Origin of the sequence: Ralstonia pickettii (assembly GCF_001699815.1) — a bacterium.
Taxonomy (GTDB): Bacteria; Pseudomonadota; Gammaproteobacteria; order Burkholderiales; family Burkholderiaceae; genus Ralstonia; species Ralstonia thomasii.
On sequence record NZ_MCGB01000032.1, the window covers coordinates 1 to 21,284 of the forward strand.

The 21,284-nt window shown below is 62.7% G+C and carries 16 protein-coding genes and 2 pseudogenes; 2 read left to right on the plus strand and 16 right to left on the minus strand.

What is annotated here, in order from left to right; genetic code table 11:
• The 9 genes and pseudogenes from BEK68_RS25390 to BEK68_RS06065 all read right to left on the minus strand — a co-directional run.
• Nucleotides 1-197 (minus strand): annotated as a pseudogene (locus tag BEK68_RS25390) (hypothetical protein); the annotation flags it as partial.
• Between the two features lie 97 nt (nt 198-294).
• The gene (locus BEK68_RS06030; protein WP_012435566.1) at nt 295-1,305 is read right to left on the minus strand and encodes an NADP-dependent oxidoreductase; all 1,011 of its coding nucleotides are present in this window, start codon (nt 1,303-1,305) and stop codon (nt 295-297) included.
• 44 nt (nt 1,306-1,349) lie between these two features.
• Nucleotides 1,350-2,753, minus strand: coding sequence for a serine hydrolase domain-containing protein (locus BEK68_RS06035; RefSeq protein ID WP_012435567.1), 1,404 nt, complete (start codon nt 2,751-2,753; stop codon nt 1,350-1,352).
• Nucleotides 2,754-2,834: 81 nt separating this feature from the next.
• Nucleotides 2,835-3,268 (minus strand): annotated as a pseudogene (locus BEK68_RS06040) (PaaI family thioesterase).
• 32 nt (nt 3,269-3,300) lie between these two features.
• Nucleotides 3,301-4,083 (minus strand): SDR family oxidoreductase, encoded by a 783-nt coding sequence (locus BEK68_RS06045; RefSeq protein ID WP_004626936.1) that lies wholly within the window; start codon nt 4,081-4,083, stop codon nt 3,301-3,303.
• Between the two features lie 37 nt (nt 4,084-4,120).
• Entirely contained in the window at nt 4,121-5,989 is a 1,869-nt protein-coding gene (locus BEK68_RS06050) for an acyl-CoA dehydrogenase (protein ID WP_012435569.1), read from the minus strand.
• Between the two features lie 309 nt (nt 5,990-6,298).
• The gene (locus tag BEK68_RS06055; RefSeq protein ID WP_012435570.1) at nt 6,299-7,477 is read right to left on the minus strand and encodes an acetyl-CoA C-acyltransferase; all 1,179 of its coding nucleotides are present in this window, start codon (nt 7,475-7,477) and stop codon (nt 6,299-6,301) included.
• Between the two features lie 58 nt (nt 7,478-7,535).
• Nucleotides 7,536-8,177, minus strand: a complete 642-nt coding sequence (pncA, locus tag BEK68_RS06060; RefSeq protein ID WP_012435571.1) for a bifunctional nicotinamidase/pyrazinamidase — start codon at nt 8,175-8,177, stop codon at nt 7,536-7,538.
• 39 nt (nt 8,178-8,216) lie between these two features.
• Complete coding sequence (locus tag BEK68_RS06065; protein WP_012435572.1) at nt 8,217-10,298, minus strand: 3-hydroxyacyl-CoA dehydrogenase NAD-binding domain-containing protein; 2,082 nt, start codon at nt 10,296-10,298, stop codon at nt 8,217-8,219.
• A gap of 359 nt (nt 10,299-10,657) precedes the next feature.
• On the opposite strand from BEK68_RS06065, the gene BEK68_RS06070 reads away from it, so the two are divergent.
• On the plus strand, nt 10,658-12,193 hold the full coding sequence (locus BEK68_RS06070) for an amino acid permease (protein WP_012435573.1): 1,536 nt from the start codon (nt 10,658-10,660) through the stop codon (nt 12,191-12,193).
• An 80-nt stretch (nt 12,194-12,273) separates the two neighbouring features.
• The gene (locus tag BEK68_RS06075) at nt 12,274-13,797 is read left to right on the plus strand and encodes an amino acid permease (protein ID WP_012435574.1); all 1,524 of its coding nucleotides are present in this window, start codon (nt 12,274-12,276) and stop codon (nt 13,795-13,797) included.
• A gap of 69 nt (nt 13,798-13,866) precedes the next feature.
• On the opposite strand, the gene BEK68_RS06080 is transcribed toward BEK68_RS06075, so the two are convergent.
• The 7 genes from BEK68_RS06080 to BEK68_RS25920 form a co-directional block, all read right to left on the minus strand.
• Nucleotides 13,867-14,586 carry an ABC transporter ATP-binding protein gene (locus BEK68_RS06080; RefSeq protein WP_012435575.1) on the minus strand — a complete coding sequence of 240 codons (720 nt, stop codon included), beginning with the start codon at nt 14,584-14,586 and terminating at the stop codon, nt 13,867-13,869.
• Nucleotides 14,586-15,386 carry an ABC transporter ATP-binding protein gene (locus BEK68_RS06085; RefSeq protein WP_004626953.1) on the minus strand — a complete coding sequence of 267 codons (801 nt, stop codon included), beginning with the start codon at nt 15,384-15,386 and terminating at the stop codon, nt 14,586-14,588. The genes BEK68_RS06080 and BEK68_RS06085 overlap by 1 nt, the downstream gene beginning before the upstream one ends.
• Nucleotides 15,383-16,717 (minus strand): branched-chain amino acid ABC transporter permease, encoded by a 1,335-nt coding sequence (locus tag BEK68_RS06090; protein ID WP_012435576.1) that lies wholly within the window; start codon nt 16,715-16,717, stop codon nt 15,383-15,385. Before BEK68_RS06090 ends, BEK68_RS06085 begins: the two co-directional genes overlap by 4 nt.
• A complete protein-coding gene (locus BEK68_RS06095) occupies nt 16,718-17,665 on the minus strand; it encodes a branched-chain amino acid ABC transporter permease (protein WP_024541690.1) in 948 nt (315 codons plus the stop codon).
• Nucleotides 17,666-17,791: 126 nt separating this feature from the next.
• On the minus strand, nt 17,792-19,048 hold the full coding sequence (locus BEK68_RS06100; RefSeq protein WP_004626959.1) for a branched-chain amino acid ABC transporter substrate-binding protein: 1,257 nt from the start codon (nt 19,046-19,048) through the stop codon (nt 17,792-17,794).
• 219 nt (nt 19,049-19,267) lie between these two features.
• Nucleotides 19,268-20,896, minus strand: a complete 1,629-nt coding sequence (locus BEK68_RS06105) for a 3-(methylthio)propionyl-CoA ligase (RefSeq protein WP_004626960.1) — start codon at nt 20,894-20,896, stop codon at nt 19,268-19,270.
• 8 nt (nt 20,897-20,904) lie between these two features.
• Nucleotides 20,905-21,284, minus strand: a 380-nt coding sequence (locus BEK68_RS25920; RefSeq protein ID WP_212634771.1) for a hypothetical protein, incomplete at its 5' end; no start/stop codon positions are given.

The following is a 21,284-nucleotide window of genomic DNA, read 5'->3' on the forward strand; positions in this document are numbered from 1 at the left end:
AAGTCATCGTCAACGCCAGTTGTACCGCCGTCCTTGCCGAACAGGGTCCGCTGGAACGTGCGCGTCGCGACCAGCCACTGGTGCAGCTCCATCCCGCCAATGCCGAGCGGATTGTTGATGTCCTGATCCGGACCTGCGCTGAGACTGGCGGCCATGCTGTCGGGCCGCTTGGCTTGGGTGGTTGCAGGTGCGTTCATGGTGTCTCCTTCACGCGTTCGTTGTGGGTGGGGCCATTCTGTGGCGGCCCTCGCCCAGCGGACTGTCAAGCGATTGACAGTCCGCGTGCGGCGCAGCTCAAACCAGCTTGACGAGTTGCTTGCCGAAGTTCTTGCCCTTGAGCAGGCCCATGAATGCTTCCGGTGCGCTCGCCAAGCCCTGTGCCACGCTCTCGCGGAATTTCAGCTTGCCCTGCGCCACGAAGCCGCCCAGCTCGCGCAGTGCTTCCGGCCACACGTCCATGTGTTCGGAGACGATGAAGCCCTCGATGGTCAGGCGCGACACCAGGATCAACTGCGGGTTCTGCAGCGGCAGCGGCTGACCGTCGTAGCCGGCGATCATGCCGCACATGGCGATGCGGCCGAACGCGTTCATGCGGGAGAGCACCGCATCCAGGATCGCGCCACCGACGTTCTCAAAGTACGAATCGATACCGTCGGGCGTCGCTTCCTTGAGCATCTTGTACAGCTCTTTCGCGTCACTGGCGGCCTTGTAGTCGATGCAGGCGTCAAAGCCCAGTTCGTTGACCACGTAATCGCACTTGTCCTTGCCACCGGCAAAGCCCACCACGCGGCAGCCCTTGAGCTTGGCAAGCTGGCCGACCACGCTCCCCACCGCGCCCGAAGCGGCGCTCACGGCCACGGTCTGGCCGGGCTTCGGCAGCATGATCTTGTTCAGGCCATACCACGCCGTCACGCCCGGCATGCCCACCGAGCCGAGATACGCCGACAGCGGAATGTGGCGCGTATCGACCTTCTGGATGCCGCGGCCGTCCGACACGCCCATTTCCTGCCAGCCGAACATGCCGACGACGTTGTCGCCCACGGCAAACGACGGGTTCTTGGACGCTTCCACCACGCCCACCGTGCCGCCGATCATCACTTCATCCAGCGGCTGCGGTTGTGCATACGACTTGCTGTCGTTCATGCGGCCGCGCATGTACGGATCGAGCGACAGGAAATGGTTGCGCACCAGCACCTGGCCGTCCTGCAGCTCGGGGATGTCCACCGTCTCCAGGCGGAAATTGTCGGGCGTCACGGCCCCTTGCGGGCGCGAAGCCAGAACGATGCGCTGATAGGTCTTCGACATGAAAAACGCTCCTGAATATCGGATATCGGTGTTGGTTCGGGTTGTTACTTGTGTTGCATGAAGTACTCGGCCAGCGCCGCATAGGCGCGGTGCGTGACCGGATCATTGGCAGCATTGGCAGCGATCGGGTGCGAGGCGTAGCGCACGATCGTCATCTGGGCCACCGGATCAATATAGATGCGCTGGCCATGGATGCCGCGCGCTTCGAACGTGTGGTGCTCGTTGCTCGAAACCCACCACATGTTGCGATACGAATAGCCGGGCAGCGTCGTGTAGCCTGCCTTGGCAAACTTGGCCGGGTCGCCGCCCCGGCGAATATCGTCGATCACACTTTTGGGCAGGATCTGCTTGCCGTTGAAGCGGCCGTCGTCGCGGATCATCTCGCCAAAGCGCGCCAGATCGCGCAGCGTGGTGTTCAGGCCACCTCCGCCCGATTCGGTACCGATGCTGTCGATCGAGAAGTACGCGTCATCCTGTGCCCCCATCGGTTGCCAGATGCGCTCGGACAGCAGCGCCGCCAGCGATTTGTTCGACGCACGGCGCACGATCCACGCCAGCGTTTCGGCGTTGACGGTCTTGTACGCGAACTCCGCGTCGTGCTCGCCTTCCTTGCGCAGCGTCGTCAGGTAATCGTAGAAATTGTCAGGGCCCTTGTAGCCCGCCGGCCGCGGCAGCATGCCGCCGGCGCGGGCGTAGGCCCAGACATCGGCGTTCGGGTCGGCGTAGTTTTCGGAATAACGCACGCCCACCGTCATGTCCATGACCTGGCGCACAGTGGCGTCGCCATAGGCCGTGTCCTTCAGCTCCGGCACGTACTGCGTCACCGGCGCGGCCGGATCGAGCTTGCCGTCGGCCACCAGCATGGCGGCTAGCGTGCCGACAAACGATTTCGTGACCGACATGGCGATGTGCTGCGTATGCGCATCGAGCGCGCCGAAGTAACGCTCGTAGACAACCTTTCCCTTGTGCATGACGAGGATGCCGTCGGTGTAGGTCAGCTTGAGCGCCTCGGCAAACGTGCGGCGAGTGCCGTTCGGATCGGTAAACAACACGCCGCTGATATCGCGCTCGGCGCGCGGCAGCTTGCTGACCGGACCGTCGCCGCGCCACACCACACGCGTCGGCACAAACTCGCGCATGTGGCTATAGCCGTAGCGCGTGCGCGGGAACATGTTGCCCGCCAAGTCAAAGCGGATGATGCGATCGGGCGGCGGCGGAAAGCCCTGCATCCAGCCCATCCTGCTCGGATCGGACTCGTCGGCCGTGAGCGGTTTCTGCATCGGCGGCGTCGGTGCGGGCGGCGCCTGCACGGTGGTTTGCGTGTCGCCGGCCGGTGCGGCAGCCGGTGCGGAACTGGAGGCGCATCCTTCCAAGGTCATGGTCAGTCCGGTGCAGCAAAGCAGAGTGATGGCAAGGGCAGACGCCGTCCGCCGCGCGGGTTGTTGCATGGGTGTCTCCGTGGTTGCTCTTCTTGTGTGTCGGACGCTATCCGGTGTGCAACTGGGTACTCCAACTGCGGTGTTGTCTGATCAGCCGTCCGCACCGGGTTCGGGCGTGCGCGGCGGTGGCATGCGCTTGACGAACTTGAAGGTGCCCGAACCGCGTGCGACCAGCTTGTCATCTGCGTCACGCACCTCGCCTTCGCAGAACGCCATGGTGGTGGACTGATGCACGCAACGGGCGCTCGCCTTGAGCGTGCCGCGCCCGGGCTGCATGAACGCCGTCTTCATCTCGATCGTCACCACGCCGCGGCCATGCACGTCGCCGATCGGCCGGCCATGGCCATGGCGACGTCGAGCATCGTCATGGTCACGCCGCCGTGGGCCATTTCCCAACTGTTCATGTGCTCGGCTTCGAGTGCAAGTTCGACCACGCCCTCGCCATCGGCCACCTTCAGGCAGCGCATGCCGAGAAGCTTGAGGAAAGGGATGTCGATCGGAAAACCGTTGTTGTCTGCGTTCATGCTGCGTCAGAAAGAGTAAGAAGCAGCCGAAATTAGACCACGCTCACGCCGCCGTCGACGGCGAGGATCTGGCCCGTGATGTGCTTGGACGCATCCGACGCGAACAGCGCGGCCACGCCCTTGAGGTCTTCGTCGTCGCCAATGCGGTGCAGCGGCGAGCGTTCGGCTAGCTTGTCCACGCCGAGCTTCTCTAGCGAGCCGCGCGTCATCTTCGACGGGAAGAAGCCAGGTGCAATCGCATTGACGGTGATGTTGTGCTCGCCCCACTCGCCCGCCAGCGCGCGAGTGAAGTTGACCACCGCACCCTTGCTGGTGTTGTAGGCGATCGTATCCAGCGAGCCCGGCGGGTTGCCCTTCAGGCCTGCAATCGACGCCACGTTGACGATCTTTCCGTACTTGCGCGGGATCATCGAGCGCTTGCCGATCTGCTGCGTGAGCAGGAACAAGCCGCGGATGTTCAGGTTCATCACCTTGTCCCACGCTTCGACCGGGTGGTCTTCAGCCGGTGCGCCCCACGTCGCGCCCGCGTTGTTGACGAGAATGTCGACGTGGCCGAGTTTGGCCAGCGCCTCGTCGGCTAGGCGCTGGATGTCTGCTTCGACGGCGCCGTCGGCGGCGATCCAGTCGGCCTCGATGCCGAGGGATTTCAGGTGCGCCTGCGCTTCCTTCAGCTCATCGGCCTTGCGGGCAGACAAAACGATGCGCGCGCCCTGCTCGCCCAATGCTTCGGCAATCTGCAGGCCGAGCCCGCGCGAGCCGCCGGTGATCAGCGCCGTCTTGCCGGAAAGATCGAAGAGGTGTTTCAGCGTACCCATGGTGTCTCCTGTGTCTCGTTGTGGTTGTGCGATGCCGTCAGAACCAGGCGTCCTGCATGTCCAGCGTGGTCGTGTCGAGCGAGCCCAGCAGCACGATCTGCGGGTCGATCTTTGGCAGTTCCCACTGGAAGAAATAGCGCGCGGCCTGCAGCTTGCCGCGGTAGAAATCAGCGTCTTCGCCTTGGGCGTTCGGCAATGCCTTGGCGGCGGCCAGCGCCTGCTCCAGCCAGATCCACGCGACGACGACGTGGCCGAACGCTTCCAGATAGACCGAGGCATTCGCCAGCGTCACGCGCGGGTCGCCGGCGGCCCACAGCGTCTGCGTGACCTTGGCCAGTTTCTGCGTCGCCATGCCGAGCGCACGGCCGTAGCCGACCAGCGTTTCATCGTCAGTTTCCAACGCACGGCCGACGGTGGCCTGCACGCGCTCACCGAGCGCGGCGAAGGCAGCGCCGTCCTGCATCACGACCTTGCGGCCCAGCAGGTCCAGGCCCTGGATGCCGTGCGTACCTTCGTGAATCGGGTTCAGGCGGTTGTCGCGGTAGAACTGTTCGACGTTGTATTCGCGCGTGTAGCCGTAACCGCCATGCACCTGGATCGCCAGGCTGTTGGCCTCCAGGCACCACTGCGACGGCCAACTCTTGGCAATCGGCGTGAGGATGTCGAGCAGCAGACCGAGCTTGGCGCGTTTGGCTGCGTCGGTTTCCCCGCGTTCTTCATCGACGAGCTTGGCGCAATACAGGTTCAAGCCGAGCGCGCCTTCCACATACGCCTTCTGCGCCAGCAGCATGCGACGCACGTCGGCGTGATCGACGATACGGATCTGCGGAGATGCTGCATCCTTGCCCGATGGCCCGACCGGGCGGCCCTGCGGGCGATTGCGCGCGTAGTCCACCGCGTGCAGATAACCCGTGTAGCCAAGCATCGTTGCGCCCATGCCGACGCCGATGCGCGCCTCGTTCATCATGTGGAACATGCATGCGAGACCCTTGTGCGGCTCGCCGACGAGGTAACCGATGGCGCCAGGGCGCGGCTGGCCATCTGCGCCCTTCGGACGGAACTGCGTGCCCTCACCAAAATTTAGCAGGCAGTTGGTCGTGCCGCGATAGCCCATCTTGTGGTTCAGGCCGGCGAGCACCACGTCATTGCGCTCGCCGAGCGAGCCATCGGCGTTGACGAGGAACTTCGGCACGATGAACAGCGAGATACCCTTCACGCCCGGAATCAGCTTGCCGTCCGGGCCGGGGATCTTCGCCAGCACAAGGTGGACGATGTTTTCCGACAGCTCATGTTCACCGGCGGAGATCCACATCTTGTTGCCGGTTAAACGGTACTGCGCGCCGAGCGGCGATTCGCCCTCGTACTCGGCCCGCGTGACGATGTCCGAGAGCGACGAGCCGGCCTGCGGCTCCGACAGGCACATCGTGCCGTAGAAGCGGCCTTCCATCTCGGGCTGTACAAACGTTTCGATCTGCGCGGGCGTGCCATGCGCGAGCAGCAGATTCGCGTTGCCGATGGTGAGGAATGGATACGAACTGGTGCCGACGTTGGCAGCCTTGAAGAAACCGAAGCCGGCTTTTTCGACCACCGTGGGCAGTTGCATGCCGCCACGTTCAAAGTCTTGCCCGGCAGCCATCAGGCCCGCTTTGTTGAAGGCGTCCAGCGCTGCCTTGACCTCGGGAATGATGTGGACCTTGGTGCCGTCGAAGTGCGGTTCTTCTTGGTCGTTTTTCTTGTTATGCGGAGCAAACAGATCCGTTGCGATGCGCTCGCAGGTGTCGAGCGCGGCGTCGAAGGTTTCGCGGGAGTGGTCGGCGTAACGGGGAATGCTTGTGAGTGACTCAACGTTGAGCCATTCGTAGAGCAGGAAGCTGAGGTCGCGGCGGGATAGCAGTTTCGAGGACATGATGTTGGTGCATCCTGAGTTTCGTCCCCTGCCGGGGCCGACTCACTTTCTTTGTCTTGTCAAAGAAAGTAAGCAAAGAAGGCGCGCCCGAGATGGCGCAAGATTCCTTGAATTTCCGTAACCGGGCGGAGAAGGTCCGAAACTCGCCGCGCTTAGACAGCAGTCCTTCTTTTTTCCGCCCGCTTAAAGAAATTCAAGGCGTCATCTAGGGCGAGAGCGGCCCAACCATCTGGGTGCATGCTCTGGCGATCAAGCCAGTTCCAGCGGAAACAAATCAGGCTCCCGTTTTGAGGGGGAGCCTGCTTGGCTTTAGAGCACCTCGAACAGGCCGGCTGCGCCTTGGCCGCCGCCAATGCACATGGTCACGACCACGTACTTGACGCCGCGGCGCTTGCCTTCGATCAGCGCGTGGCCGACCAGGCGTGCGCCCGACACGCCGTACGGATGGCCCACGGCGATGGCGCCGCCGTTGACGTTCAGGCGGTCCATCGGGATGCCCAGCTTGTCTGCGCAGTACAGCACCTGCACAGCAAACGCTTCGTTCAGTTCCCACAGGCCAATGTCTTCAACCTTGAGACCCGCCTTCTTCAGCAGCTTGGGCACGGCAAAGACGGGGCCGATGCCCATTTCGTCCGGCTCGCAGCCGGCCACGGCGAAGCCGCGGAACACGCCGAGCGGCTGCAGGCCCTTTGCGGCTGCCACCTTGCCATTCATGACCACAGCAGCGGATGCGCCGTCGGAGAATTGGCTGGCGTTGCCGGCCGTGATCACGCCGCCCGGCATGGCCGTGCGAATCTTCGACACGCCTTCGAGCGTGGTGTCAGCGCGAATGCCTTCGTCGGCTGAGATCGTGACTTCGCGCGTCATGAGCTGGCCGGTCTTGGCATCGGCCACGCCCATCACCGTGGTCATCGGGACGATTTCGTCGTCGAACTTGCCGGCGGCAGCGGCGGCAGCGGCGCGCTGCTGGCTTTGCACGCCGTACTCGTCCATGCGCTCCTTGGCGATGTTGTAGCGCTTGGCGACGTTCTCGGCGGTCTGCAGCATGCTCCAGTAGATTTCCGGCTTGTGCTTGTTGAGCCAGCCTTCGGTCATCATGTGGCGGTTCATTTCCTGCTGCACGCACGAGATGGATTCCACGCCGCCCGCCACGAAGATGTCGCCTTCATCGGCAATCACACGCTGCGCCGCCATGGCGATGGTCTGCAGGCCCGACGAGCAGAAGCGGTTGACGGTCGCGCCCGGCACGGTCACGGGGCAGCCGGCACGCAGGGCGATCTGGCGAGCGATGTTGGCGCCCGTTGCGCCTTCCGGGTTCGCACAGCCCATCAGGATGTCTTCCACTTCGCCCGGCTCGATCTTGGCGCGCTCGATGGCGTGCTGAACCGCATGGCCGCCCAGCGTGGCGCCGTGCGTCATGTTGAAGGCGCCCTTCCAGCTCTTGGCCAGGCCGGTACGTGCGGTGGAAACGATGACTGCTTCGGTCATGGTGTTGCTCCTCGTATCTGGTGGCGGGCGCGGCTCCGGCAGCGCCCGATGTGTTCCGTTATCCGTTCAAGACTGTGTGCGACTGCAACCGCGCGATGCCCGCATCCGTCATGCGTTGCCACGCCTGCGCCAGCGAACCGTTGAGGTCGATCGCGCGACAGGCATCCTCGATGACGACCACTTCCAGCCCCGCCGCACGCGCATCCAGCGCCGACCACGCCACGCAAAAATCCGTGGCGAGGCCAACGCAGAACACGCGCTCGACCCCAAGCTCGCGCAGGTAGCCGAGCAGGCCGGTCGGCGTCTTGCGATCCGCTTCAAAGAATGCGGAATAGCTGTCGATGTGCGGGTGATAGCCCTTGCGGACGATCAACTGGGCATGCGGCACATTCAGCCCATCGGCCAGCGCGGCACCTTTGCTGTGCTGCACGCAGTGGACCGGCCACAGCACTTGCTGCCCGTACGGCAAATCGATCGTGCCAAACGGCTGCGTGCCCGGATGGTTGGCCGCGAACGAGACGTGCTCGCTCGGGTGCCAGTCCTGCGTCAGCACAGTACGACCAACGGCCCCGAATGCCTTGGCGAGCAGGTTGACGACCGGGATGACCTGGTCGCCGTCCGGCACGGCCAGTGCACCGCCGGGCAGAAAATCGTTCTGCACGTCGATGATCAACAGGCAATCGGTGGACGTCAGTTGCATGGTGGTTCAGTCGCGTCAGTCGATTGATTAGCTGCTCATTCAGCCATTAAAGCCCTTGCCTTCATCGGCCAGCTTCTGCAGCAGCGGGGCAACCTTCCACGCTTCACCGTGGTAGCCCTTGCTGTAGCGGTGCATGGCTTGCGCGACGTTGTACAGGCCGACCGTGTCTGCGTAGAGCATCGGGCCACCGCGGAACAGCGGGAAGCCGTAGCCGGTCAGGTACACCATGTCGATGTCGGAAGCCTTGGAGGCAATGCCCTCTTCCAGGATCTTCGCGCCTTCGTTGACCAGCGCGAACACCAGGCGCTCGACGATTTCCTCGTCCGAAATCTTGCGGCGCGTGATGCCCAGATCCTTCGAGTGCTGGACGATCATGTCGTTGACCTGCTGGTTCGGATACGGCTTGCGGTCGCCCGCCTTGTAGTCGTACCAGCCGCCGCCGGTCTTCTGACCAAAGCGGCCCATCTCGCACAGCAGATCGGCGGTCTTCGAATAGACGATGTCCGGCTTGTCCACGGCGCGGCGCTTGCGGATGGCCCAGCCGATGTCGTTGCCGGCCAGATCGCCCATGCGGAACGGGCCCATGGCAAAGCCGAACTTCTCGATGGCCTTGTCGACCTGCTCGGGCAGCGCGCCTTCGTCCAGCAGGTAGCCGGCCTGGCGGCTGTACTGCTCGATCATGCGGTTGCCGATGAAGCCGTCACACACGCCGGAAACAACGGCCGTCTTCTTGATGGCCTTGGCCAGCTTCATGACGGTGGCCAGCACGTCCTTGGCGGTGTCCTTGCCGCGCACGACTTCCAGCAACTTCATCACGTTGGCCGGGCTGAAGAAGTGCATGCCGACAACGTCTTGCGGGCGCTTGGTGAAGCTGGCGATCTTGTCGACGTCCAGCGTGGAGGTGTTCGACGCCAGGATTGCGCCCTGCTTGACGACTTCGTCCAGCTTCTTGAACACGACTTCCTTGACGCCCATTTCTTCAAAGACGGCCTCGATGACGAGGTCAGCATCCTTGATGTCGTCGTAGGACAGCGTCGGGGTCAGCAGGGCCATGCGCTGCTCGACCTTCTCTTGCGTGAGCTTGCCCTTCTTGGCGCTGTTCTCGTAGTTCTTGCGGATGGTGGCGACGCCGCGGTCCAGCGCTTCCTGCTTGGTTTCCAGCATCGTGACCGGAATGCCTGCGTTGAGGAAGTTCATCGAGATGCCGCCGCCCATCGTGCCAGCGCCGATCACGGCAACCTTCTCCACCTTGCGCACTGGCGTATCTTCCGGCACATCGGGGATCTTGCTTGCAGCGCGTTCACCAAAGAAGGCGTGGCGCAGTGCGCGCGATTTGGACGTATTCACCAGTTCGATGAACAGGTCGCGTTCAAACTTGATGCCGTCGTCAAAACGCTTTTCCACGGCGGCCTGCACGGCGTCAACGCACTTGCCCGGCGCCGGGAAGTTCTTGGCGACGGCCGCGACGGTGTTGCGCGCAAATTGCAGGAAACCTTGCGGATTGTCGTGCTCGACCTTGCGATCGCGCAGCTTCGGCAGCTTGCCCTCGGCTGCGGCCTTCAGTGCGAAATCGATGGCACCGGCCATCAGGTCACCTTCGATCATCTGGTCGAACAGACCGCTCTTGGCGAGCTTTTCCGACGGGATGGCGTTGCCGGAAACGATCATGTTCAGCGCCGGCTCCAGGCCGATTGCGCGCGGCAGGCGTTGCGTACCGCCCGCGCCCGGCAGAATCCCCAGCTTGACCTCGGGAAGCGCAATTTGTGCGCCTGGTGCGGCCACGCGGAAATGGCAGCCCATCGCCAGTTCCAGCCCGCCGCCCATCGCCACCGAATGGATGGCCGCCACGACCGGCTTGCTGCTCGACTCGACTGCCTTGATGACAGCGTGCAGCGTCGGCTCTTGCGTGGCCTTGGGCGTGTTGAACTCGCGGATATCGGCGCCGCCCGAGAAGGCCTTGCCCGCACCGGTGATCACGATGGCCTTGACGTTGGCGTCGTCGCCCGCTTTCACCATGCCTTCAACGATGCCCAGGCGCGTGGAGTGGCCAAGGCCGTTGACGGGCGGGTTGCTGAGCGTGATGACGGCAACGCCGTCCTGGACCTTGTACTCCGCAGTCATGCTGGTTCCTTTGGTGATGCGAGGGCCGGCAGATCAGGCGCACCGTGCCTCGCGGTTGAACTGTCTCTCAACTATCGTTTTTTTAACGCGCGGTAAGGCCGCGACTCGACACAGAATACACAAAATAGCACGGTCGTTCAATTTTTATTTTTGCGCTGCACGGCGCCGTCTGGCGGGCGATTCGGCACGCCCCGGCAAGTTCAAACGCGGGTGCTGCAGCATGGATTTTTTGCCCGCTACGTGACGGTTTTGATAGAGTCGCGCATTTCGTTTGCCGGGTGCCCATCAGGCGCGGGAACGTCTCGTCACATTTCGTCGATTTGATTCGCGATCCGAGCAAAATCGACCACTCTGTATCCATGTCAGAACACGCTACCCCGTCTTCAGAGACGCCGGGCTTGCGCCGCACCTTGCGCGCGCGCCATCTCACCATGATCGCCATCGGCGGGTCGATCGGCACCGGGCTCTTCGTGGCCTCGGGGGCGTCGGTCTCGCAGGCCGGCCCCGGAGGCGCCCTCGCCGCTTACATCCTGATCGGGGCGATGGTCTACTTTCTGATGACCAGCCTGGGCGAACTTGCCGCCTATATGCCGGTTTCCGGGTCCTTCGCCACCTACGGCGCGCTGTACGTGGACGAAGGCTTCGGCTTCGCGCTCGGCTGGAACTATTGGTACAACTGGGCCGTAACGATTGCCGTTGAACTGGCCGCCGCACAGCTCGTCATGCATTACTGGTTTCCCGATGTGCCGGGCGTGCTGTGGAGCGCCGTGTTCCTCGCCATCATGTTCCTGCTCAACGCCATCTCGGTGCGCGGCTTTGGCGAGGCGGAATACTGGTTCGCGCTCATCAAGGTCGTTACGGTCATCTTCTTTATCGGCATTGGCCTGGCGATGATCTTCGGGATCATGAAGGGCGGTCCGCAATCGGGCCTGCAGAACCTGACGATCGGTGATGCGCCGTTCGTGGGTGGGCTGCCGGCGATGATCGGCGTGGCGATGATCGCCGGGTTCTCGTTCCAGGGGACGGAGCTGATTGGCGTGGCGGCCGGCGAATCGGCCGACCCGGCGCGCACCATTCCACGTGCGGTCAAACAGGTGTTCTGGCGGATCCTGCTGTTCTACGTGCTGGCGATCTTCATCATCGGCCTGCTGGTGCCGTACACCGATCCGAATCTGTTGTCGACGGAAGTCACCAACATTGGCGTGAGCCCGTTCACGCTGGTGTTCAAGCATGCTGGCCTGGCCTTTGCCGCCGGGCTGATGAATGCGGTGATCCTGACCGCGGTGCTGTCGGCGGGCAACTCGGGCATGTATGCATCCACGCGCATGCTCTACAACCTGGCCACTGAGGGCCGCGCGCCGCGTATCTTTGCGCGACTCACCCAGAACGGTGTGCCGCGCAATGCACTACTGGCCACGACCGCCGTTGGCGCGCTATGTTTCCTGAGTTCGCTGTTTGGCGACAAGACGGTCTACCTGTGGCTGCTGAACACCTCTGGCATGACCGGCTTCGTGGCGTGGCTTGGGATTGCCGTGAGCCACTATCGCTTCCGCAAGGGACTCGTGGCGCAGGGGCACGATCCGGCGCAGTTGCCGTACCGCTCCAGGTTCTTCCCATATGGCCCGTTGTTCGCGTTCGGGTTGTGCCTGGTCATCACGCTGGGCCAGAACTACCAGGCGTTCACCAGCGGCACCGTCGATTGGCCGGCGGTGATCGCCACGTACATCGGCATCCCGGTCTTCTTCCTGATCTGGATCGGCTACCGGCTGGTGCGTGGCGGCGGCATTGTCCGTTACCCGGACATGCACTTCCCGCGCCCGCCCGTGTTGCGCGATTCGCTGGCCGGCCAAGACCCCGGCCCCGAATTGCCGATCGTGGCAAACAGTACACAGTAACCATCCCCCCGCTCCGCCAGCCGTTTGCACAGCATCCGGCCGGCGCTTTTATTGGGGCGCCCGCTCCGGCGCTACCGGCTATGCATACACCCATCACCCCCACCGGGCTCGAAGCCCAATCCGAACTGCGCCGACGCCTGCGCTCGCGCCACCTGATGATGATCGCCCTGGGCGGCGCCATCGGCACGGGGCTGTTCGTCGCGTCCGGCGCGTCCATTGCCCAGGCCGGCCCCGGCGGCGCACTGCTGACCTACACGCTGATCGGCGTGATGGTCTATTGCCTGATGACGAGTCTTGGCGAGCTGGCGGTACATCTGCCCGTCTCGGGTTCGTTCGTGACTTACAGCCGCCTGTATGTCGAAGAAGGCTTTGGCTTTGCGCTGGGATGGAACTACTGGTTTGCACTGGCCGTGTCCGTTGCGGTGGAATTGGCGGCCGCGCAACTCGTGATGAAGTACTGGTTCCCGGGCATCTCGGGCATGGTCTGGAGCGCCGCATTCCTGCTGCTGATGTTTGGCCTCAACGCCTTCTCCGTGCGCGGCTTCGGCGAGGCGGAATACTGGTTCTCGATGATCAAGGTGGTGACCATCATCGTGTTCCTGCTGATCGGCCTGGCGATGATCTTCGGCATCATGCACGGCGGCCCACAGTCGGGTTGGCAGAACTTCACCGTGGGTGATGCGCCGTTCGTGGGCGGTGTGCCTGCCATGGTGGGTGTGGCGATGATTGCCGGGTTCTCGTTCCAGGGTGTCGAAACCATCGGCGTGGCCGCCGGCGAGGCGGAGAACCCCTCCCGCACGATCCCCCGCGCCATCCGCCAGACGTTCTGGCGCATTCTGCTGTTCTATGTGCTGGCGATCCTGATCATTGGCGTGCTGCTGCCATACACCGACCCGAACCTGCTGCGCAATGAAGCGACGGACGTCGGCGTCAGCCCGTTTGCGCTGGTGTTCCAGCACGCGGGCCTCGCGTTTGCGGCCGGTATGATGAATGCGGTGGTGCTGACCGCGCTGCTGTCGTCCGGCACGTCGAGCCTCTATGTGTCGACGCGGATTCTGTACGATTTGGCGCTCGAAGGCCAAGCGCCGCGCTGGTTTGCCAAGGTATCTACCAATGGCGTGCCGCATCGCGCGCTGCTTTCCACGTCCGCTGTTGGCGCGCTGTGCTTCTTCAGCTCTTTGTTTGGCGATCAGGTGGTCTACCTGTGGCTGCTGAATACATCTGCGGTGACATGCTTCATCGCCTGGTTCGGCATTGCGCTGGCGCACTACCGGTTCCGCAAGGGGTTCACGAGCCAGGGCCATTCAGTGGAGCAACTGGCGTATCGGTCGCCGTTCTTCCCATTCGGGCCGATCATGGTGGCGATCCTGTGCGCGGTGATCATCCTTGGGCAGAACACCAAGGCACTGTTTGCACCGGTGGACAACTTCGGCGCCTTCATCGCAACGTACTGCGGTGTGATTCTGTTCGTGGCGATCTGGCTGGCTTACCGCTGGAAATTCAAGACGCGATTCGTGAAGTACACCGAGATGCAGTTCAGCCCGGCGCATCTGCAACAACCCGAACCTACCAACGCCACTGCGACGGGCGTGGTTGCCAACTAGGCAAATCAAAAAAGGCCCGCACAGTTGTCCATGCGGGCCATCTTTTCAGTGTGGTTAAACGTCCGGCCTTTACACCTCCAGCCACTCCTGCCGGACTTTCGCATCGGCCTTCAACTGCTGGGGCGTTCCTTCAAACACGATCTGCCCGTGACCCATCACATACACCCGCTGTGAAATGTCGAGGGCAATGGCGAGTTTCTGCTCCACCAGCAGCACGGAGATCCCCCGCTCCTTGAGCGTCTTCAGATACTCGCCCACGAGCGTCACGACCAGCGGCGCAAGGCCCTCGGTCGGCTCGTCGATGATGATGAAGTCGGGATCGCCCATCAGCGTGCGGCACAGCGTCAGCATCTGCTGCTCGCCACCCGACAGCACACCGGCGGCGGTGTTCTCGCGCTCCTTCAGGCGCGGGAACATCTGGTACATGTCTTCGACCTGCCAGCGCGGCTTGGGCTGACTGGGATTGCGTTTCTCGCCAAGCAACAGGTTCTGCCGCACCGTCAGCGTGGGGAAAATATCCCGGTTCTCGGGCACATAGCCGATGCCTTTGTGCGCGACTTCGAAGGTTCGCAGGCCACTCACGTTCTTGCCGCGCAGCAGGATTTCGCCTTCGTGCCGCACCATGCCCATGATGGACTTGGCCAGGGTCGAACGCCCCACGCCGTTTCGGCCGAGCAGCGCAACGATCTCGCCCTCGCCCACATGCATGTCGACGCCGTGCAGGATGTGGCTCTTGCCGTAGTACGCGTGCAGGTCGCGCACCTCCAACATCGGAGTATTCGTTGCCATCAATGCGCTCCTGCAGATTCGGTTTCATTCGCGTCCAGCGTGGTGCCGAGGTAGGCTTCCTTCACGCGCCGGTTGTTGCGAATGGCTTCGGGTGTGTCGGTGGCGATCACTTCGCCATAGACGAGTACCGAGATGCGGTCGGCGAGGCCAAACACCACGCTCATGTCGTGCTCGACCATCACCAGCGTCTTGCCCACAGTGACCTTGCGGATAAGCTCGACCGCATGGTCGGATTCGGAGCGGCTCATGCCGGCCGTGGGTTCATCCAGCAAAATCACATCGGCGCCGCCCGCGATGGTGATGCCGATTTCCAGCGCCCGTTGCTCGGCGTACGTCAGCAGGCCTGCGGCGGCGTCACGCCGATGTGTCATGCCGATCTGCTCGAGCACTTCTTCCGCGCGCTCGCGTGCGTCGCGCAGTTCGGCCAGCTTGTGCCAGAACGAATACTTGTAGCCAAGCGACCAGAGCACCGCGCAGCGCAGGTTCTCGAACACCGACAAGCGATGAAAGATGTTGGTGATCTGGAAGCTGCGCGACAGGCCCTTGCGGTTGATCTCGAAGGGCGCCAGGCCGCTGATCTCTTCGCCGTTCAGGCGCACGCTGCCCGAGCTGGCCGGGAAGCGGCCCGAGATCAGGTTGAACGTGGTCGATTTGCCGGCGCCGTTCGGGCCGATGAGCGCATGGCGCTCGCCCTTGCCGATGGTGAGGTTGACCCCTCGAATGATTTCGGTCGCGCCAAAGCGCTTGCGAACGTCGCGCAACTCGAGCGCGGCGGTCGGCCCGGATGTCAGTTGGCTCATGGTTGCGGCTCCTGCAATGCGTTGTCCCAAGCGGCGCGCAGCTTGCCCGCTGCAGCACGCAGGCCGAAGGCGCCCACCAGCCACAGCGCGGCGGTGACAATCCATGGCTTGAGGGTATTCGGTTCGACAGACAGGCCGAACAGCGTGGCCACGCCACCCGAGGCGTCGTCCTGCACGGCGTAGATCATTTCCACGGTGGAAATCAACGCGACCAGCAGGATGACCGCCGGCACAATCGCCAAACCGTAAGCTGGCAGGAGCGTCTTCAGCTTGCCGCGTCGCAGGATCGGCAGATGTATGACCAAGAGGCTGGCGATGCCACCCGGCGCGTACATGACCATCAGCACAAAGAACAACCCCAGGTACAGCAGCCACGCCTTGGTGATGCCCGACAGCGCCACGGTGAAGAACACCGTGAGCACCGCGCCGATGATCGGCCCGAAGAAGCTGCCCATGCCGCCAATGAACGCCGCCAGCAGCACGGAGCCCGAGCGCACTGCCGACACGTTCTCGGCCGTCACGATCTCAAAGTTGATGCACGACAGCGCGCCGGCAATGCCAGCGAAGAACGCCGACAGAATTACTACCAGGAAGCGCACGCGCTGCGTGTTGTAGCCGATGAACTCCACGCGCTCAGGGTTGTCGCGCACCGCGTTGGCGATGCGGCCCAGCGGCGTCTGCGTCCAGGCGTACATCAGCGCCATTGAAATCAGGCACCACGCGGCGATCAGGTAATACACCTGGCGTGCCGGGCCGAAGGTGATGCCGGCCAGGGCATCGCCGATGCTGCGGTTCGTGGAGACACCGCCCTCGCCGCCAAAGAAGTCCGGAAACATCAACGCGCTGGCAAACACCATCTCGCCGATACCCAGCGTGATCATGGCGAACGTCGTGCCGGACTTCTTGGTGGTGACGTAGCCGAAGATCACGCCGAATAGCGCACCGCCCAGGCCGCCGGCAATCGGCAACAGCGCAACGGCGAGCGGCCCGCCGATGCCCAGCGCCTGCACGGCGCCGATCTTGTTGAGCAGGTGCACGGCCATGAAGGCGCCCAGGCCGGCATACACCGCGTGCCCGAACGACAGCATGCCGGACTGCCCCAGCAGCATGTTGTACGACAGCGCGAAGATGATCATGATGCCCATCTGCGAAAGCAGCGTGATGGCAAAACCCTGCGGCCAGATGAGCGGCAGCACGATCATCACCAGCGCAGTGGTGCCCCAGAGCATCCAGCGGGCAAGATTGACAGGCTTGAACTTCATCGTCCGCGCTCGATCGTTGGCCGGCAGCGCGGCTTGTTGTTGCGCTTGTTGGTGCATGGTGCGTTCCATTTAGCTCTCCCGCGTACCCATCAGCCCACGCGGGCGGAAGATCAGCATCAGCACCAGCAGCAGATACGGCAGCACCGGTGCGACTTGCGCAATCGTCAGGTTCCAGACCGAGATGAGCGGCACGTCGGGGTTGAGCGTGACACCGATCTTCCCGAGCACGCTGGTCACCGAAATATCAAGCGTGACGGCAAAGGTCTGGATGCAACCGATCAGCAGCGACGCAACGAACGCGCCCACAAGAGACCCCATGCCGCCCACGACCGCCACCACGAAGACGATGGAGCCGACCGCTGCCGCCATCGATGGCTCGGTCACGAACGCGTTGCCGCCAATCACGCCCGCCAACCCGGCCAGCGCGCAGCCGCCGCCGAACACCAGCATGAACACGCGCGGTACGTTGTGACCCAGCGCTTCGACCATGTCCGGATGCGTAAGCGCAGCTTGAATGACGAGCCCGATACGCGTGCGCGTGAGCAGCAGAAAAATGCCAACCAGCATCAGCAGCGACACCAGCATCATGAAGGCGCGGTACTTGGGAAACGACGACGTGAACAGCGTGAACAACGGGCCATCCAGCGCGTCCGGCACGCGGTACGGCACGGCGGGCAGGCCCCACACCAGCTTCACGCCTTCTTCAATCAGATAGGCCAGTCCGAAGGTAAACAGCAGTTCGGCCACGTGGCCATAGCGGTGCACCGTGCGCAGGCCGAAGCGCTCGACAACTGCGCCCAGCGCGCCCACCAGCAGCGGCGCCACGATCAACGCGGTCCAGAAGCCCAGATAGCCGCTGACGACATAGGCGAAATACGCGCCCAGCATGTAGAAGCTGGCGTGTGCAAAATTGAGCACGCCCATCATGCTGAAGATCAGCGTCAGGCCCGAAGACAACATGAACAGCAGCAGCCCGTAGCTGATGCCGTTCAAGAGATTGATGACTAGAAATTCCACGCTGCAGCCCTTCCAGCAGATTCGGCGGAGCACGGGCGAGCGCATCAATGCGCTGGCCCATGGACTCCGTTTAAAACATCGCCGCACGATAGCATCGGACGGCCCTTCGGCACACCACCCGCCGCCTTACTGTGGACGCTTCATCTGGCAGGAAGTCGGCTGCGACGCGACGTACTGGTCGAGCACCGCATCGGTCTTCCAGCCGTAGCCGGTGTTTTCCTGGTCGAACTTGACGTTCTTGCCGTTGGTTTTTTCCCAGGTGGCGATGTAGAGCGGCTGCTGGCCCTGGTGGTCAGACGCGCGCATCTCGAAAGTGCCGTTCAGGCTGTCGACCTTCATGCCTTCGAAGGCCTTGGCCACCTTGGCAGGCTCGGCCGACTTCGTCTGCTTGATGGCCTTGGCCAGCATGGCGATGCCGGTGTACGACGCCATGAGGTAGTAATCGTCGTTGTACTTCTTCTTGTAGCCCTCGACGATATCGGCGCCCTTGTAGCCGTCGTTGTTGACGTTCCAGTAGCCCACGTATTTCACATGATCTGCCCCTGCGGAGCCCATCGCTGTCGGAACGCCCGTGGTCGAGGCGTAGTACGTATAGAAGTTCGCGTTCAGGCCTGCATCCTTGCCGGCTTTGATGAGCAGTGCCAGGTCGCTGCCCCAGTTGCCGGTGATGACGGTGTCGGCACCCGACGACTTGATCTTCGAGACGTACGGCGAGAAGTCCTTCACCTGCGCCAGCGGGTGCAGGTCTTCACCCACGATCTCGATGTCTGGACGCTTGCGCTTGAGGTATTCCTTGGCCGCACGCGCGACCTGATGGCCGAACGAATAGTTCTGGTTGATCAGGTAGACCTTCTTGACCTTCGGATCTTTCGCCAGGAAGCTGGTCAGCGCTTCCATCTTCATGTCGGAGTTGGCGTCCAGGCGGAAGTGCCAGTAATTGCACTTGCTGTTCGTCATGTCCGGATCCACCGCAGCGTAGTTCAGGTAGACGATTTCCTTACCCGGATTACGCTCGTTGTACTTGGCCACGGCGTCTTCCAGCGCCATGCCCACGCTCGAGCCGTTGCCCTGCACGATGTAGTGGATGCCCTGATCAGCCACCTGCTTGAGCGCCGTCAGGCTTTCCTGCGGCGAGAGCTTGTTGTCGAAGCCCACCACTTCGAACTTCGTGCCGTCGCCGGCCCAGTTCTTCTGCGTGGCGAGATCGGCAATGTACTGCCAGCTGCGCAACTGGTTCTGACCCAGCGCGCCCATCAGGCCGGACAACGGATCGATCCAGGCGATCTTCACGGTTTCGGCGGCGGACGCTGCAGTGGGCAGAGCTGCCCCACCGATTGCCGCAACACATGCAACAGCCACAACCAACGGACGGAACTTCGTCATGCGTGTCTCCTTCATGTGGTGGAGCCGCCGGCGAGTCACTCTCCGCATGCCTCTGGTGGGCGTGCGGCTGCTTGCGTCTCCAGGTTGCAACGCGCCCGGGCTTCATCCCGCTGCGTCGACGTGTCCGTCGCGCGGCGGCCGGCCCTGATCCGGTTGTCTTACGTCCGCCGTCCTCGTGCCGGGGTGACCCCGTGCACGGGCGGCGGTTTCTATATGTAGCTAAGCCTGTACAGCGGGGAACTGATAATCCTTGAACTGCTCGCGCAGCTTCAGCTTCTGCATCTTGCCGGTGGCCGTGAGCGGAATTTCGGTGACAAACACCACGTCATCCGGAATCCACCATTTGGCAACCTTGCCTTCGAAGAACTTGAGCATCTCCTCACGCGTGAGTTCCACACCTGGCTTCTTCATCACCACCAGCAACGGGCGCTCGTCCCACTTCGGGTGGTGGCACGAGATGCATGCGGCCATGTGCACGCCGGGGTGCGCAGCGGCCACGTTTTCCACATCGATGGACGAAATCCACTCACCGCCCGACTTGATCACGTCCTTGCTCCGATCTGTGATCTGCATGTAGCCATCGGCATCGATATTGGCCACGTCCCCCGTCGGGAACCAGCCATCAACCAGCGGCGACACTTCGTTGCGGTAATAGCTCTGAATGGTCCAAGGCCCGCGCACGTAGAGATCGCCGAAAGCCTTGCCGTCCCACGGCAGTTCGTGGCCCTCGGCATCGACGATCTTCATCTCGACGCCGTAGATGGCGCGGCCCTGACGTTCGAGCACATGCTGCTTGGCCTCGTCCGGCAGGTCGGCATGCTTGCCCATCAGCTTGCACGTGGTGCCCAGCGGGGACATTTCCGTCATGCCCCACGCGTGGATGACTTCGACGTCCAGTTCTTTGAGCGTACGGATCATGGCCGGCGGCGCAGCCGAGCCGCCAATCACGGTCTTGCGGAACGTCGAGAATTTCAGCTTGTTGGCCTGCACGTGTTGCAGCAGGCCCAGCCATACCGTCGGCACGCCGGCGGAGAACGTGACCTTCTCCTGCTCGAACAGTTCGAACAGCGAAGCGCCATCCAGTTTCGGCCCCGGGAAGACGAGCTTGGCGCCCACCAGCGGCACCGAATACGGCAGCCCCCACGCGTTGACGTGGAACATCGGCACCACCGGCAGAATCACGTCCTGCGCCGAGCACCCGAGCGCATCGGGCAATGCAGACGCATACGAATGCAGCACTGTGGATCGATGCGAGTACAACGCGCCCTTCGGGTTGCCCGTAGTGCCCGACGTGTAGCACAGGCCTGCTGCGGTGTTCTCGTCGAACTGCGGCCAGGTGTAGTCGGCGCTCTGCGCGTCCAGCAGCTCTTCGTAGCAGAGCATCGGCACGCTGGAAGTGGGCATGTGCGCGCGATCGGTCATCGCCACCCAGCCCTTCACGTTCGGGCAGTGCGGGGCGATGCCCTCGATGAGCGGCACGAACGTCAGGTCGAAGAAAACGTACTGATCGTCTGCGTGATTGACGATGTAGGCGATCTGGTCAGGAAACAGCCGCGGGTTGATGGTGTGGCACACCGAGCCCGAACCGGAGACGCCGTAATAGATTTCAAGATGGCGATAGCCGTTCCAGGCCAGCGTACCGACGCGTTCGCCGGGCTGCACGCCCAGTGCGGCCAGCGCATTCGCCAGTTGCTTGGAACGGTCTCGCACGTGCCGGTACGTGGTGCGATGGATATCGCCCTCGACACGGCGCGACACGACTTCAGTCGAACCGGAATTGCGCGCTGCATGTTCGATGATGGTCGAGATGAGCAACGGAGCGCTCATCATTTGTCCCATCAGGGCCATGGTGTCTCCTAGAAAAAACTGAACAACCGTTCTATTTTTTGGCCGATTGTTCCCGTGATCGTCAAGCACGTCAACGGGATATTGTTGTGCGCTGCCACATCGGCCCCCATGTTTACCCGGCCATCTGAAAAATCCTGCGAATCGTTGTGGTGCAAGGGTTCGCAGGCTGCAGCTTTTTTTACTCGCAAGTACAATACGCGATAGCGTTGCTGCGTCTCAACATGGCGTTTTCCCCTACGCAGAGCGCATTTTGCTGCGCTGCAAAGCGCACAACATTTGAGGATTCGGCACTGTTTTTGCGCCGTTTCCTGTGTTATCCGCCCCCTGCCCGGCCGCCCCATCCCATGACTGCCTCCCCCGCCGCCTTGCCTGACGATTCCCTTGCGAG